Origin of the sequence: Spirosoma panaciterrae DSM 21099 (assembly GCF_000374025.1) — a bacterium.
Classification (GTDB): Bacteria; Bacteroidota; Bacteroidia; order Cytophagales; family Spirosomataceae; genus Spirosoma; species Spirosoma panaciterrae.
This window is the reverse complement of sequence record NZ_KB893180.1, coordinates 54,235-70,692: the sequence shown is the minus strand read 5'-3', so window position 1 is coordinate 70,692 and position 16,458 is coordinate 54,235. Positions and strand designations below refer to the sequence as shown.

Genomic DNA, 16,458 nt, shown 5'->3' with positions numbered 1-16,458 from the left:
AGAGGAAGGAAATTTGATTCTACTGGTTTTAAAGAGTGAAAGAGCGAATGAGTGAAAGAGCGAAAAATGACCTACGTCAGTAATTCACTCTTTCACTCATTCGCTCTTTCACTCTTTAGAAGCCCGGATTTTGTGGGAAGTTGGCGCTACCCCCTTCCGTACGGTCAATCTGTGTTTGTGGAATTGGCCGGTAGTTATGCGTCTCTTTTACGTTGGCGGCCCCATCAGGGTTATATAATTTAACCCGTTCTACCAGGTTACCCCAACGCTTCAGATCGAACCAGCGTGTTTGTTCACCAGCCAACTCACGGGCGCGTTCCTGCATGATCATCTCCATGTCCAGCTGCGCTGCGGTTATTTCCATGGCGGTTTCTTTTCCTGGCCAGGCAGCCCGACGACGTACAGTGTTGATAGCAGCTAATGCCTCCGTTGTCTTACCTTGCTTAAATTGGGCCTCGGCCAGAATCAGATAGGTTTCAGCCAGACGGAAGGCCAGATAATCGCGGCTACCCTGCTCATAGGTCAGGTCGGGACGGTTGGGGTCCAGGAATTTTTGCAGGGTTGGGAACAAAGCCTGAGAGTAAGCACTTGGCACCAGTACCTGATACGGTTTAGCAGCCCGTTGGGCTAATGTCCATTCAACACCCGGAATAAAGATGGCAGTATCACCCGCTTTATACGTAACCTTAGCCTTACTGTTGTCGAACGAGGTATTTAGATTCGTGCCAGGGTTATTCGATAGCCAGGTATCCTTAAACGTCTTCTTGTAGCGGGAATCATTAACCCGATCTTTAAAGACCGTTTCCAACAGATACGTCGTTGGTTTCAGCCGTTTGAATGGGCGGTCGTTGGCAATATCCCGTTTCATCCCAGGCTGAACATCGTACTGCATCCCAAAGTAGAGGTGAAGTTTGTTTCCATCACCATTGTTGGTATTGGCCGTGTTGATGTTGGTGAGCGGATCAGAGGTATACTGTACTGAAAAAATCACCTCATCGTTGATCTCACCGCTTCCCTGTGCAAATACACTGGCAAAATCGGGCAAAAGCTTATAGCCATAATTCGAAATCACGCTCTGCGCTAACGTAGCAGCTTTGGCATAGTCGTCCGTAGCTTTCGCTGATGAAGTAGCTTTCGTTAGATAAACACGAGCCAGCAGGTGTTCGGCAGCCGATTTCGTAGCTCGACCGTAATCACTGGCGGCCTGCGCCGAGGCTTTTGTCGTTGGCAAATCAGCGATGGCCGCTTCAAGATCAGCCGTGATCTGCTTGTACATTTCAGCTTCCGTTGCCCGTTTCGTTACTTTCGTGGGCCCTAGTGTTTCGGTTAACCGCAGATCTACTCCCCCGAATTGCTGGGTCAGAATAAAGTAGTAGTGAGCCCGCAGAAACTTCATTTCGGCTACCCGCAGCTTTTTGGTAGCGTCCGAAACCGTAGCTGCTGGAGCCCGTTCGATTACGGCGTTACAGGTGTTGATACCCTTATAGAGTTCTTCCCAAACTTGTTGGATGATATCGACAAAGCTATTCATCTGGGTATCGTAGAAGTGAAACCCTTTGTAGCTGCCATCGGCTCCAGCCTGATAAATATCGGTGCCGTATTCGGTCATGGTTAGTCCGCGTTCTGAACCGTAGAAGTTCCGCATGGACGAGTAAGCGGCTCTGCTGGCATCTTCAAAACCTTTTGGCGTATTGATGTAATCGTTGCCGATAGCGGAGACTACAGTTTCTTTCAGTACATCCTTACATGCCTGCCCACTAAGCATGAGCGTAGCAAGGGCAAGAATGCGAATTGATTTATGTGAAAATTTTGATTTCATGTTTTTGAATCGTAAGGTGTTTATGAACACGTCAATTAGTGGCTGTGGCTTAGAATTTAACATTCAAACCGAAGGTCGTAACCCGGGTAGCGGGTACAACACCATTGCTGACCGTACCGTCGCTTGTTTCAGGGTCAACGCCGTTATACTTCGACCGATAGCTCGAGAAGATGAATGGCTGCTGAATACTGGTGAAAAGCCGCAGTGATTGCAGATGCAGTTTCGACGTAATGCTGGAAGGGAACGTATACCCAAAATTGATATTCCTTACCTTCACAAAGGTGCCATCGAAGTAGATAATGGCCGTGTTGTAAACTGGGAATTCCTGGCTTGAGTTTGGCCGTGGGAATTCGTTGGTTGGGTTATTAGGTGTCCAGTAATCGACCTTGATCTGCTCGTAGCGGCCTGCCAACTGGTTGTTATCCCGGTGGAATCCACTCAGAATGGTCTGGCCAACCCGCGCATAGATAAAGAAGTTCAGGTCAAAGCCTTTGTAACTGAATCGGTTTGTGATACCACCACTCCAGGTTGGAATGTCAGAGCCCAGATACACACGGTCATCAGCCGTAATTTTACCATCGCCGTTCGTATCCTGCACTTTAATCTGGCCTACTGCACTTTGGTACGATTTAGCAGCATCAGCTTCATTGGTTTGCCAGATACCCGCTTTTTTGTAATCATACATGGCCGTCAGCGGCTTACCGATGAAGCGTTTGTTACCTATATCATCAACAGCCCCATTGAATAGGGAGATAATGGCTTCGGTATTCTTAGTGAATACAATGTCAGAAGTCCATTTGAATCCGCCCTTCGTATTTACGTTCACCGTCGAAATGCTGGCTTCTATCCCTTTGTTCTGCGTTTCGCCGATATTTTTGGTTACCGCGTTAAAGCCAATTGAGGTAGGTAGCAGGTCAGACAGCAGCAGGTCAGTCGTGCGTGTGTTATACAATTCGATAGCACCCGCTACCCGACCCCGCCAGAGGCTGAAATCAACCCCAACGTTTGTGGTGGTCGATGTTTCCCAGCGCAAATCAGCGTTACCAATCGTTTCGGGACGGTAGCCATAGGCAGGTGTATTCCCGAAGGCATATACCGTACGGCCTAACAGCCCCTGCGTTTGATATGGCGCCACCCCCTGGTTACCTACCGATCCCCGGCTAACCCGCAATTTTAACAGATCAATCCAGGAAGAACCTTTCAGGAAATCTTCGTTGCTGATATTCCAGCCCAACGCGATACCAGGGAAGTTACCATACTTGGTATTTTCACCAAACCGGCTCGAACCATCCCGACGGATGGTAGCCGTCACCAAATACTTGTCTTTGTAATCATAGTTGATCCGGCCCATGTATGAGTTGATGGTCCACTGAACCAGACCACTGCTAACACCCAGTACCGAGCTGGCATTACCTACATTATAAAACTGTTGTGACTCGGCCGGAACACCCTGAACGTTAATGTTACTTCCTTCCGAATTATCACGCTGGATGGATTGCAGAGCCGTTATGCCGAAGTTATGATCACCAAACTTCTTGTTATACGTTACTACGTTTTCAAGCGTATAGTCGAAATTGAATGTGCTGGCGAAAGAAGCCTGAGGGTCTCCTCCTTTACGAGCATTCGTTTGGGCTCCGATAAAACGACCGTATCGGTTGATCGTAAAATCAGGACCGAAATTAACGCGGTATTTTAGTCCTTCCAGGATGTTTACCTCGGCATAAACGCTATTGAAAATCCGGTATTTTTTACGCTCATCGATTTGAGCGCCCGGTACAACCTCAGCGAGCGGATTGGTAAGTAAAGCGTCATTTGTAGGTGAGAAAATCAGGTTACCGTTGTCGTCGTAAGGCCGTCCAAGCGGATTTTGTTGCAGGGTAAAGTTATATGGGTTCAGCGACTCACCATTGCGCAGGCTGTACATCATATACGATGCAATACCTACTTTAAGAACCTTGTTAATCTGGTGATCAATATTGGCACGCAGTGAATAACGGGTAAAATCAAGGCCCGGCATGATTCCTTTATCCTGGAAATAGCCTGCCGAAATGTAGAACTGGGTTTTTTCGTTACCGCCCTGAACGCCTATCGTGTGGTTCTGCTGGAATCCCTGTTTCAGAATCAGCGACTGCCAGTCAGTATTACGACCGGCTGCAATACCAGCCGCTACGGCAGGGTCGCCACCCAACACAGCTACTTTCGAGTCAGCATACGCATCGGCTACACCCGTCGGAACCGGATTGCCGTTTGCATCTTTGTAGTTGTTGGTGGTCCGATAGGCTTCCCGTACAAATTCGGCGAATTCGGAACCGCTAAACAGGTGCACTTTGTCCAGTACGTTGGTGACTCCCACATAGTTGTCATAAGAGATCGTCGTTTTGCCGGTTGGATTCCCCCGTTTGGTAGTAACCAGTACAACGCCATTAGCACCTCTGGCACCATAGATGGCAGTTGCTGTAGCATCCTTCAGAATTTCCATCGAGGCAACATCGTTCGGGTTGATGTCTTCGTATTCCCGGGCGAGTGGAATTCCATCGACTACGTATAAGGGGTCGTTGCCCGCATTGAACGAACGACGTCCACGGATCCGGATCGTTGGTACGGCGCCGGGGCGGCTACCCGATTGGGCTACGTCGACACCGGCTACCCGGCCCTGCATGGCCTGGCCAATGTTTGTGATGGGTTGTTCGGTGATTTGCTTAGGCGTAATCGATGAAATAGCCCCTGTCGTTTGGCTCTTCTTTTGGGTACCATACCCCACAACGACAACTTCGTTGAGCGCACGCGTATCGGTGCTTAAGGTTAAGTTGACGGTCGACTTATTGCCTACATTGACTTCCTGGCTAACAAAGCCGACTGCCGAGAATACCAGCACGGCCGGGCCATTGGGTACGTTTATGCGGTAAGTGCCGGATGCATCGGTGGTTGTGCCGCGTGTGGTTCCTTTAACCGCTACGCTAACACCGGGCAGGCCGGAGTTGTCATCACCCGACAGAACTTTCCCCGTTACGACTCGTTCCTGAGTTGGGTTATCTATCGTTAATCGGGTAGTGGGTGGGGCACTATAGGCCGGCTGACCCAGTAGTGCGAGTGCCGTAAGGCCAAGCAGAGGTAGCCACGATCTCCGTGGAGGTTGGGTAATTGTGTTTTGCATTGTAGGTTCGAGTAAGAGTTAATTATAAAAGGTAGCTAGGGTAATGATTTGTCCAAACTGGTTGGAACCTCAATCCACTCGCCCGAACGGAGCCGGATGGGATTATGGTGTTTGACGAGCAGGTTGACTGCTCCCGAGGTCAAGGCGACCGATGTGCAGGCGGCTTGCTGGCTAACCTGAAATGCTGTGCCAAGAGCTTCGATCGTGAGGTCGCTGGTATGTACCCGAAACAGTCGGGCCGATGTGGTATCGTTCCGATGCATCACCGAAAAATCCGCTTCGCCCTTCAGCCATACCGCCCGGGGAGTCTCATCCGTCCATCGACGAACATACCGTACTGAACTGTTTGGATACAGAGTAACGGTTGAATTGTCGGGCAGACGAATCTGTTGAGTTTGATGCGCGGAGGTGCTGACGGTCGAAATGCGCTGGTTTGGACCATACTGCATCCATAAGGCCCAGCCAATCAGGAGCAAGACTCCCATAGCAGCAGCAATGGTTCGGAAAAAGTACCACCAGCCAACTACAGTCCGGACATCCGGCTGAAGCGGGCGGAGGTCTTCCATGGTCTGGAGCGACTCCCGAATGCGTCCCCATACCGATGACATTTCATCGCTCGATAGTGCTGGCAAAGTAGGTTGGCTGCTTGTCGTAATAAGCTGACGGGCCGTTTCTACTGTTTCTGCACAATCTGGATTTTGTGAAAGCCAACTTTGCCAATAAGCCGCTACCTCATCGTCGTCGGGATGTTGTACCCAACGTACGAAAAGATCATCGAGGGCAAGCTCCTCAACGGTGTAAGCAGAGTATGGCTTATGGGACACGGTATTTAGCTGTTGCGTGTAGGCCAAAGCGTCAGATATAAGGGTTTCTACTTATGAAGTACATCGCTTACGTTCAGAAAATTTGTCTGGTCAATTAATAAGGTTAATGGATTATTCTTTGATAGAGCTTTATTATGTACTATTTTACACTGTGATAGTGCCATTATAATATTCTGAAAAAAAATGGATAAAGAGAATAAAATTTCTCACTTTTTTTATGCAAGCGTTTCCGGGAACGTTGCCAAACCAGAAAACTATGAAAATATGCGGATTAAATATTGGAAATTACAAGATTAAAATAAGTTAATCTAAATAGAGTTATAAAAAATTAATGACTGGTCTAATTGTACTAATCTAATAATTTGTCTTTCTATGTAGGGCCTTTACTGACTACTCTAACGTGATTCAGTATTTGACGGCTTACATGGATCGGAAGTCCTTTATTTTATACAAATCAGTAGCTGTAGATGATTAATGGATAATTGATGATGGTTACATGACAATCAGAAGGGGACGCATGAGGGCAGATGATGACTAAACTATTGCCTGCTGTTGCCGTTATTAAATGCATTAACGTTATGAAAACTATGCGTTTACTATGGAGTAGTAGATATATAGGCTGCTTATTGGGGTTATTGGTTAGTAGTCTTACGTTTGGACAGACAAAAGTGTCGATCAATGAAGAGACGCGACTAAAGGAAAGTGCGATTCATCAAAAGACCGATACCCTACAGAGTGAGATGCCCAAATCCCTGACATTTACAGCATCGACAGACCAACGGTTTACTTTTTTTAACGATACGCGTACCGAAGATAACCGCCGAACTCCCGTTAGTGTATATGGTGTCCGGGCAGGGTTTTTGTTTCCGCCCAGCCATCGACGGGCTAATCTGAAAGGTGGAAGAATGGCCAGTTTTAAAGCAGGTGCTGGTTTTTATTTCGTAAATCAGTCTCTCAACCAGCCTGGTTTGCTACCCAACTCATCCGAATCGGTCACCCGTCGTTTGCGAATGGCTACCCTCTACTACGAGCGCTATTTATTCCGACAAAAAGCGTTTGAAATCAGTATGCCGCTTGAGCTGGGCTATGGGCATTCACGCTATGAACGGAATGACGATGTTTCGGAGAAGCACGAGTTGGCCCGCGGTGTTTTTATTCCTTTAGGGGTTGGAGTGTCAGGGGCTTACCATTTTCCCAGAGTACGTTGGTTGCCTCCGCTGCATTGGTTTGGCATCAACATGCTGGTAGGCTATCGCTTTGTTCTGAAAAAGGATATTCCCGAAAGTCAGATTAATTATACAGGCTTATATCTGTCGGTCGGCCCTTCATTTTTCTTAGAAAATCTTACTGCCGATATTAAGCGATGGGGTCAGAAGCGAAAGCGAAATAAATAATGCCATACAGGTAAGGCTGGCTGGGACTTCAAAATCCCAGCCAGCCTTACGTATCAGCTGTGGGTGGAGACGGCTTCTTCCCATTGAATACGAACTGCCTGCTCAACATCGGCATGTAAACAGAGCGCAACCGGACAGGTGTGCGCGATCCGCTCCAGTCGGGTGCGAGTTTCGTCGTCGGGGAGGAAAGAAGCGCCTTCCCGATTAGCCCGTAGGGTAAGATTGATTTCTATACGGGCTATTTTGCGAGGAAGCTGGGTTGTCATTATTTTGGTAACATCCAGTTCGCTGCCTGTCAGATCGATCCCATCGCGCCGGGCATGGATCGCCATAGTGGTAATGATGCAGGTGCCCAGCGCATTAGCGACCAGATCGGTAGGAGAGAAGGCTTCACCTTTCCCTTGGTTGTCGGTAGGGGCATCTGTATTAATGTGCGTCCCTGATTGTAGGTGTTCGCAATCGGTGCGCAGGTCACCCATGTAATTAATATGAATCGTTGCCATGCTACTAAACGTATATCAAGTGGTTCGCTCAATGAGCCGTTAAAGAAAATGCGTTAGACCGAATCGTTTTTGTGGATCAGATGATTCTCGAATGCTGGTACTGCCACTTGTATGAGCCGTGTAGAGTCCAGAAAATCAATCGAATCCATGGTGTTAGCTTTAGGATACCATTCCCTAAAAATCCTTTAAGAAAAGCGTCTGGCTGCTATTTTAGCTTTAAACATATAAATAATGCTGTAGTTACGCTAATTGTGCTGACCGATTTTGCGAATACGTATAAAAATGTTTAGTTTTAATTTTAGGATATTACGGAAATGCGAACTCTATACAGATTATTTGGTCTTGCGTTGGGAGGGTTACTCGTTGCTGGGCAAGCTGTAAACGCTCAGAGTACAGATAGCGACGACGAAAGCTACCATACCATTACTACGTTTGGCATCACTACCAATACCAACTCGGGAATCATTGGCGGATTCTCCTATCGACGCTCAAAACTGTTGGCGGGTAAATTGATGGGTATGCCGCAGTATCGGTACCTTAGTATAGAGATCGTCAATGTAAAGCATCCTAAAGAAATTCAGTCGTCGCTCAATTCGGTTGGTTCACGATACATCGACGGTAAAGAAAACTACCTGTTTGTATTACGCCCACAGTATGGTCGGGAGGTAAAACTATTCCAGCGTAGTAGCGATGAAGGTATAGCCGTAAGCGGTATAATAGCCGCAGGCCCTTCGTTAGGAATTATCAAGCCGTATTATCTTGAAGTGTCCTATGGCAATTCATCCCGAACGGTTCCTGCTTCTCAGGTAAACGGATTTGCTACAGCTACCGGCGAAACGGTTACGGGGGCCGGTGGTTTCTTTCAGGGACTCGATCAATCAAAACTGACGGTAGGCTTAAACGTAAAAGCAGCCTTAAATTTTGAGTTGAGCGCTTTCCGGGCCAATACAACAGGTGTAGAAATCGGGTTCCTGGCCGAGATGTTTCCGAACAAAATTGTGATCATTCCCAACCGTAGCCCTAATGGCAATCGGGAAGATGGGAATCGCAGCTTCTTTACATCCGCCTATCTGACGTTATTCTTTGGGAGTAAGAAATAAGGTAGAGAAAACGGAAAAGGGCGAAAGGAAAAAGGGAGTTGGCCTGCTTTTTTCCTTTCGCCCTTTTCCGTTTTCCCTTTCTTCTGCTTGAACTTTCTGGCAGAAAAACGAATTTTGCTGGAAAGGAATGAGGAGCTATGATTGAACTACCTGTAATACCCTCCGAACAACAAAGGAAAAAACGTCCCGATTGGTTACGGGTCAAACTACCCATCGGCCCTGAATACGCCAAAGTTCGAAAACTGGTCGATGAGCACAAGCTCCATACCATCTGCGAAAGTGGCAATTGCCCGAATATGGGTGAGTGCTGGGGCGCAGGAACGGCTACATTCATGATTTTAGGGAATGTCTGCACACGGAGCTGTACGTTTTGTGCCGTAGCCACCGGACGACCCAATGAATATGATACCGACGAACCCCGGCGGGTGGCCGAAGCCATTGTGCTGATGAAGGTAAAACATGCCGTGATCACATCAGTAAACCGCGATGAACTCAAAGACCGGGGTGCTGAAATATGGTACCAAACGGTTCGGCTGATTAAGGAAGCGTCGCCGACGACAACCATCGAAACGCTGATTCCCGATACGAAAGGCAACTGGGAAGCCCTGGAACGGATGATTTCGGCGGGGCAGGAAGTTGTGTCGCACAATATGGAAACTGTAGAACGACTCTATCGGCGCGTGCGCCCGCAGGCTCGTTATGAACGTAGCCTGGAGCAGATTCGGCGGACCAAAGCCTATGGGCAACGTACCAAATCGGGTATTATGCTGGGGCTTGGCGAAACGCATGATGAAGTGTTCAAAGCGATGGACGACCTGGCTCAAAATGGACTGGATGTGCTTACGCTTGGCCAATACTTACAGCCAACCAAGATGCACCATGAAGTGATTGAGTGGATTCATCCCGAAACGTTTGCGATGTACCGTGAAGAAGGCTTAAAGCGGGGCTTGAAATACGTGGAGTCGGGCCCATTGGTTCGGTCGAGCTACCACGCCGAGAAACATGTGAATGTATAAGCCTAAAACAATTTAGGCAGGTTCATTCGTTTAAAAGACGAGAGTCCGGACCCACACGGCCCGGACTTTTTCGTTACTGCATGAAAAAATACGATTTCATTATCGCGGGAGGAGGAATGGCGGGCCTGAGCCTGGCTTATTATTTACTTCAGTCGCCCTTACGAGACCGGAGTATTCTGATCCTGGACCGCGAGCAGAAAACCCGTAACGATCGTACGTGGTGTTTCTGGGAACGCGAGCCCAGAGAGTCACCGGCTGCACGCATAACCCAACGGGGCGCTCCTTCTCGCCCATTTGAATCGATACTATTCCGTACCTGGAAGTCGATCTCGTTTCATGGCACTACGTATTCCGGGCTGCTCGACATGGGCAGGTATCGGTATAAAATGCTGCGGGGTATTGATTTTTACAGCTTTATGGAATCGGAGCTAGCCAGATGGCCCAATGTGGAACAGAAGCAGGCAACCATTCAGCGAATAAAAGATACGCCACAGGGGGGATTTATTATTGCCGATGACGAACCCTACATCGCTGACTATATTTTCGACAGCACGTTCGCGTTAAAACTTGACCAGCCCGAAAACCATAACCTGCTTCAGCATTTCAAAGGATGGGTAATTAAAACGCAAAACCCCTGCTTCAACCCCGAACAACCCGAGATCATGGACTTTCGCGTTGAACAGCATGGCGATTGCCGGTTCCTATATGTACTGCCTTTTGATGAACACACCGCACTCGTTGAGTTTACCTTGTTTAATGATAAACTGCTCACGGATGCAGAATATGAGGCCGATTTACGCCAGTATATAGATCGGTATCTGCCAACGGGCGGTTATGTCATCTGTGAGACAGAAGATGGGGTTATTCCAATGTCGGACGAACCTACGCAGGAAAATCCTTCCGAGCATATAATTCGCATTGGTACGGCTGGCGGATTCACAAAACCGTCGACAGGCTATACGTTTCAGCGGACGCAGCGATACCTGCAAACGATTGTCAAAAACCTGACCGATACCGGAAAACCCAACCGAAAAGAGCCTTGGTTTAAACGTCGTTTCAAACTGTACGATAGTATTTTCCTGAACGTTCTGGAAAAACATCGGTATCCGGCCGACGATATTTTTACCCGGATCTACACCGAAAATCCTCGTCGGGTATTCAAATTTCTGGATGAAGATACCCACTTCCTGGAAGAAGTACGGCTATTTGCCACGATGCCGTTCTGGCCCTTCGTATCTGCTTTTTTTGATGTGCTGCGGAGAAGGATTATCGGTTAAATGTTGACGAGCAATGCTCAAAATTTGCCCCGTGCCCAGAAACTCATAAATTTGTCGTTTTAAACCAAGTCATACGGATAGCGCAATGCCTTATCTCTTCACTTCCGAGTCTGTTTCTGAGGGACATCCTGATAAAGTCGCCGACCAGATCTCCGACGCACTGATTGACAACTTTCTCGCTTTTGATCCATCCAGCAAAGTAGCGTGTGAAACCCTCGTAACTACGGGCCAGGTTGTACTGGCAGGTGAGATTAAGACGGATACCTACCTGGATGTTCAGAAAATTACGCGTGAGGTGATCCGTAAAATAGGCTACACCAAGAGCGAATACATGTTCGAAGCGAACTCCTGCGGTATTTTCTCGGCCTTGCACGACCAGTCGGCCGATATTAATCAGGGCGTTGATCGGGAAGTAGCCAATGACGACTTCGAAACGAGAGCAAACGCACAAGGGGCTGGCGATCAGGGGATGATGTTCGGGTATGCTACCAACGAAACGGATAATTATATGCCCTTACCGCTCGATCTGGCTCATGCCATCCTGCGGGAGATGTCTACGATCCGAAACAACGAACTTTCGTTAATGCCCTATCTGCGACCCGATGCCAAGTCGCAGGTGACGATTGAATATTCCGACGATCACCAGCCAATTCGAATCGATACGATTGTGGTGTCGACTCAGCACGATGATTTTGCTGACGACGAAACAATGCTGGCAAAAATCAAGGAAGATATTATCAACATTGTGATTCCACGGGTAAAAGCGGCTCAGAAGTCAGAACTTCATAGCCTGTTTACCGACGACATCACCTATTACATCAATCCTACCGGCAAATTCGTTATCGGAGGACCTCATGGCGATACCGGACTGACTGGCCGCAAAATTATTGTGGATACCTACGGCGGCAAAGGTGCTCACGGTGGGGGCGCTTTCTCCGGTAAAGATCCTTCGAAAGTAGACCGTTCGGCTGCCTATGCCACTCGTCATATTGCGAAGAATCTGGTAGCGGCTGGCCTTTGCGATCAGGTGTTGGTCCAGGTTTCGTATGCCATTGGGGTAGCCAAGCCATGTGGTCTGTATGTCAACACATACGGAACCGCTAAAGTCGATTTGCACGATGGTGAAATTGCGGAGAAAGTGGGCAAAATTTTCGATATGCGCCCCTACGCCATCGAACAGCGCCTGAAATTGCGCAATCCCATCTATTCAGAAACAGCCGCTTACGGACACATGGGTCGTAAGAATGAGGTAGTAAAGAAAACGTTTGGCTCAAACGGCCACTCAAAAGAAATAGAGGTAGAACTATTCACCTGGGAGAAGCTCGACTTTGTCGATCAGATCAAAGTTGAGTTTGGATTATAATTTTTTTGTCTTTCCGACATACATGCGAAAGCCACTCCCTCTGGAGTGGCTTTCGCATATTGGGATCAATAAAACGGTTTATAACTCATCGGGTTCAAAGACTTCATCTTCCGTTTCCACCATGGATTTGGCTTGCGCAATAGCTGGACTGGAAATGTCGTTGCGTTTTTGTTTGCAGCGAACGAGTTTGTCTTTGAGAACGTCCATTACCCGATCGGTAGCGCTTTCGAAACTTTTATCGTGTTCTTTCACGAAAATCTCCTTTCCCGGAAGCATAAGTCGAACTTCGACGATTTTCTCTTTAATCTTGTTGGAATCGGCTCCTTCTAATCGAAGGAACACTTCACCACTAATAATTCGATCATGAAATGTATCGAGCTTATCAAGCTTAGCCTGGATAAAATCTAACAGGCTCTGGTCTGCCGTAAATTTAACGGCGTGCATTTGTAGTCTCATTGTGTCGCTTTTAAGGTGAATTGAATTAAGAACATCAATGGACTATCTAAGTTTGAGTATACAAACTACAAAGTCAAGGCTTCCTACGAAAGATGCAACTAGGTTTCACGCAGGTGAAGCGGTCAATCTGTTAACAATTTGATAATAGACGCATTTGAGTTTCAACGTGGAACGGTTGCCGATGAAAGTTCTTTAAAAAATATAAATTTAAAATTGCTCAAAACGGATCTGAATCGGCTTATTCGGGCGTAGCGTGATGAGTGGCTTAGGCAGAATCTGTTGATTTGGAATAGGGTTGAACGCAAAATCTCGTGCCAGCATACCCAGCAAAATCTGCATTTCCATCAGGGCAAACTGGTTGCCAATGCACAGGCGTGGACCTCCACCAAAGGGCAAATAGGCGTATGAATGAAGCTGATCTTTGGGCCCGCCTGCTCTAAAACGATCGGGATCAAACCGATCTGGATCAGGCCAATTGTCGGGGTCGCGGTGGAGTAAGTAGGGAGAAACCAGTGCGGTGTCGCCAGATGGTATGGTATATGGCCCGATGTGATCGTCCTGGAACGCCAGCCGACTCATGATCCAGGCGGGTGGGTAAAGTCGTAACGATTCCTGAATCACCTGCATGGTGTAGGTCAGCGAACGAAATGCTTCAGGAGCGGGCGAAGCTCCATCGCCCAACACCTGGCGGCATTCGGTTTGTACGCGTTCCTGTATATCGGGATGTTGGCTAAGTAAGTAGAGCGTCCAGGCCATCGAAATAGCGGTGGTTTCATGACCTGCTGAGAAGAGCGTTACGCACTCATCACGAAGTTGCTGATCCGACATACGCTCGCCTGTTTCCTCGTCTTCGGCCGTTAAAAACATCGACAACAGATCATCCTGCTCAAGCTGTTGTTTTCGACGTTGTTCAATCACCCCATAAATGAACGTATCGACCAATATCGCAGCCTTCCGAAAGCGTTTGTTATTCGGAGTGGGCCAATGCATTGGGAATCGGATGGGCGATAACATACGGTTATTGGCCAGATAATTAAGCGTATCCAGTGCCGACGACAGACCCGACAGTTTACCGACCGCATCCGAACCGAACAACGTTTTGCAGACAATTCGCATCGTAACATCCATAAACGCCTGTGAGACGTTGACTGGCTGTTTCCGATCCTGTTGTTTTAATTCTGCTAACCAATCAGCCGTTTCGGTAATCATGGTGTGGGTTAGGGCCGCCAGTTTCTGGCGATGAAAAGCCGGTTGCGCCAGTCGCCGTTGACGTCGCCAGAAATCGCCATCACTGGTGAGTAACCCATTGCCGAGAAAGATTTTCAGGACCTGGAAAGCGGGTGAACGGCCATAATTTCGATGATTTTCCTGCAAGACATGTTTGGCATCGTCGGGTCGGAAAACCAGATACTGATTTCGGCCACCAATGCGGAGATGCACTAGTCTGTCCTGGCGCTGCTGTAATGTATGCAGCGTACCTAGCGGATTGTATAGAAAAGCGAGGGTATTTCCCAGAAGCGGTACGCCCGGATGCAATGGAGCAGCAAGTTGAGCGGCAGTTGTTTCCATAAAAAAGCCGTTCTGACTAGAGTCGGAACGGCTATAAAGATAAGTCAGGGGAGGCAGAATCGCTATGAGTTGATAACCTCCCCACCGTTTACATGAATAACCTGACCTGCATAATACGAAGCATCTTCAGAAGCCAGGAACACATAAGCGGGCGCCAGTTCTGCGGGTTGACCTGGTCGTTGCATGGGTGTTTCTTTACCGAATTCACCTACTTCTTTCAACGTTTTAGTCGCCACGATCAACGGTGTCCAGATCGGGCCAGGGGCAACGGCGTTGACGCGGATCCCCCGTTCCAGCAGATTTTGCGACAGCGACCGGGTAAATGCCGTAACCGCTCCTTTGGTCGACGCGTAATCGATCAGGGCTTCGCTGCCCCGGTACGAGACCACCGATGTGGTATTGATAATACTGTCGCCAGAAGTCATATAGGGCAGCAGAATTTTAGTCAGTCGGAACATGGCCAGGATATTCAGTTCAAAGGTCTCGCGCATCTGCTGATCCGAAATGCCTGTAAACTCCGTCTGTTCAACATGATTGGCCGCATTGTTGACCAGAATATTCACATGATCGTAGGTGTCGATGACCAGGTCGACCGCATCCTGAATAAACTGTAGGTCTTTCAGATCACCTGAGATTAGTAAACAGCGACGATCTTCGGCCTCAATCAGGTTTTTAGTTTTCTGAGCATCTTCTTCTTCGCGAGGATGATAAATAATGGCCAGATCAGCCCCTTCACGGGCAAAATGGATGGCCACGGCCCGGCCAATTCCCGAATCGCCACCCGTTATGAGGGCAATTTTGCCTTTCAGCTTATCGGCACCTTCGTAGTTATCCCGAATATAGATTGGTTCGGGGTCCATTTTATATTCCAGGCCTGGCTGCTCGTTCTGATGCTGGGGCTTGGTTTTGATTTCCATTTGATCCATGTTTCATTAGGAGTTAGTGGTTAGGAGCGAGAAGTGAGAATGCTGGCGCAGGCTTATGGCTCCCGGATGGATTCTCTCTCCTCGCTCCTAACTCCTCGGTTCTTTTTTATGCATTAACAATAGTGCCACCATTGGGATGTAAAACCTGCCCGGTGATGTAGGAGGCATTTTCGGAGGCCAGAAACACGTAGGTTGGTCCTACTTCGCTGGGTTGTCCGGGTCGTTTCATCGGAACGTCTTTCCCAAACTCCGCCACTTCTTCGGCACTGACGGATGCCGGATTGAGTGGTGTCCAGATAGGACCGGGGGCTACCGCATTGACCCGGATACCTTTGGTAATCAGGTTGCTCGATAAGGCCCGCGTAAATGTCATAATAGCTCCTTTGGTGGACGAGTATTCCAGCAGGTCGGCTCTTCCTTGATACGCTGTTACTGAGGTTGTGTTGATGATACAATCTCCTTTTTGCAGGTGGGGCACAGCCGCTTTGGTGACCCGAAAGCACGAATAGATATTGGTTTCGTAGGTGGCTAGCAGGTCTTCGTCGGTTTCTTCTTCCAGCGTTTTGTGCTGCAGTTGTAGGGCGGCATTATTGACCAATATATTTAGCCTTCCAAATTGTCGGACGGTGTCTTCCACGATCTGCTCGCAATAGGTTTCGTCCCGGATATCACCGGGTAGAAGGAGACAGGTGCGCCCTTCTGCTTCTATAAGTTCTTTGGTTTTTTGGGCGTCGATCTCTTCACGAGGAGTAAAGGAAATGGCGACGTTGGCCCCTTCGCGAGCGAAATGTACGGCCACGGCCCGGCCAATACCTGAGTCGCCACCTGTGATAAGCGCCACTTTGTCTTTCAGTTTATTGGCTCCTTTGTACGATGGCCGGATCACTTCTGGTTGCGGGTCTAGTTCGGCTTCAATACCCGGCTGGATATCCTGATGTTGTGGAGGAGTGTCAAGTGTCATAACGTTGCAGTTGCTTTCCTGAATAAATCAACTGTAACGCTGGTTGTTTGAGAAACCTAGTAAAATAGTGGATTTTGTTAGGGATGCAAGAATAGG

At 48.2% G+C, this 16,458-nt stretch carries 13 protein-coding genes; 5 read left to right on the top strand and 8 right to left on the bottom strand.

Going from position 1 to position 16,458, the window contains the following annotated elements:
- Positions 1–115 precede the first annotated feature (115 nt).
- From B153_RS0111425 to B153_RS0111415, 3 genes are read right to left on the bottom strand one after another with little or no spacing between them, the layout of a single operon-like run.
- Positions 116–1,819, bottom strand: coding sequence for a RagB/SusD family nutrient uptake outer membrane protein (locus B153_RS0111425; protein WP_020596841.1), 1,704 nt, complete (start codon positions 1,817–1,819; stop codon positions 116–118).
- 49 nt (positions 1,820–1,868) lie between these two features.
- Entirely contained in the window at positions 1,869–4,973 is a 3,105-nt protein-coding gene (locus B153_RS0111420; RefSeq protein ID WP_020596840.1) for a SusC/RagA family TonB-linked outer membrane protein, read from the bottom strand.
- Between the two features lie 35 nt (positions 4,974–5,008).
- Positions 5,009–5,824 carry a FecR family protein gene (locus B153_RS0111415; RefSeq protein ID WP_020596839.1) on the bottom strand — a complete coding sequence of 272 codons (816 nt, stop codon included), beginning with the start codon at positions 5,822–5,824 and terminating at the stop codon, positions 5,009–5,011.
- Between the two features lie 551 nt (positions 5,825–6,375).
- Between B153_RS0111415 and B153_RS0111405 the strand changes: the two genes are divergently transcribed.
- Complete coding sequence (locus B153_RS0111405; protein ID WP_245564870.1) at positions 6,376–7,191, top strand: hypothetical protein; 816 nt, start codon at positions 6,376–6,378, stop codon at positions 7,189–7,191.
- Positions 7,192–7,244: 53 nt separating this feature from the next.
- On the opposite strand, the gene B153_RS0111400 is transcribed toward B153_RS0111405, so the two are convergent.
- The gene (locus B153_RS0111400) at positions 7,245–7,694 is read right to left on the bottom strand and encodes an OsmC family protein (RefSeq protein ID WP_020596837.1); all 450 of its coding nucleotides are present in this window, start codon (positions 7,692–7,694) and stop codon (positions 7,245–7,247) included.
- A 314-nt stretch (positions 7,695–8,008) separates the two neighbouring features.
- Here B153_RS0111400 and B153_RS0111395 point away from each other — a divergent pair, with 314 nt between their 5' ends.
- From B153_RS0111395 to metK, 4 genes are all read left to right on the top strand, one after another.
- Positions 8,009–8,794, top strand: coding sequence for a hypothetical protein (locus B153_RS0111395; protein ID WP_020596836.1), 786 nt, complete (start codon positions 8,009–8,011; stop codon positions 8,792–8,794).
- Between the two features lie 137 nt (positions 8,795–8,931).
- Positions 8,932–9,810 (top strand): lipoyl synthase, encoded by an 879-nt coding sequence (lipA, locus tag B153_RS0111390; protein WP_020596835.1) that lies wholly within the window; start codon positions 8,932–8,934, stop codon positions 9,808–9,810.
- 80 nt (positions 9,811–9,890) lie between these two features.
- Positions 9,891–11,087, top strand: a complete 1,197-nt coding sequence (locus tag B153_RS0111385; protein WP_020596834.1) for a lycopene cyclase family protein — start codon at positions 9,891–9,893, stop codon at positions 11,085–11,087.
- 85 nt (positions 11,088–11,172) lie between these two features.
- Positions 11,173–12,450: a methionine adenosyltransferase gene (gene metK / locus B153_RS0111380; RefSeq protein ID WP_020596833.1), complete on the top strand. Its 1,278-nt coding sequence runs from the start codon at positions 11,173–11,175 to the stop codon at positions 12,448–12,450.
- A 78-nt stretch (positions 12,451–12,528) separates the two neighbouring features.
- Here metK and B153_RS0111375 read toward each other — a convergent pair whose 3' ends face one another.
- The 4 genes from B153_RS0111375 to B153_RS0111360 all read right to left on the bottom strand — a co-directional run bounded on the left by B153_RS0111375 (position 12,529) and on the right by B153_RS0111360 (position 16,362).
- Positions 12,529–12,906 carry an HPF/RaiA family ribosome-associated protein gene (locus tag B153_RS0111375; protein ID WP_026262080.1) on the bottom strand — a complete coding sequence of 126 codons (378 nt, stop codon included), beginning with the start codon at positions 12,904–12,906 and terminating at the stop codon, positions 12,529–12,531.
- A gap of 207 nt (positions 12,907–13,113) precedes the next feature.
- Positions 13,114–14,475, bottom strand: a complete 1,362-nt coding sequence (locus B153_RS0111370) for a cytochrome P450 (protein WP_020596831.1) — start codon at positions 14,473–14,475, stop codon at positions 13,114–13,116.
- Between the two features lie 62 nt (positions 14,476–14,537).
- On the bottom strand, positions 14,538–15,401 hold the full coding sequence (locus B153_RS0111365) for an SDR family oxidoreductase (protein WP_020596830.1): 864 nt from the start codon (positions 15,399–15,401) through the stop codon (positions 14,538–14,540).
- 106 nt (positions 15,402–15,507) lie between these two features.
- Positions 15,508–16,362: an SDR family oxidoreductase gene (locus B153_RS0111360; RefSeq protein WP_020596829.1), complete on the bottom strand. Its 855-nt coding sequence runs from the start codon at positions 16,360–16,362 to the stop codon at positions 15,508–15,510.
- Between the last annotated feature and the right edge of the window lie 96 nt (positions 16,363–16,458).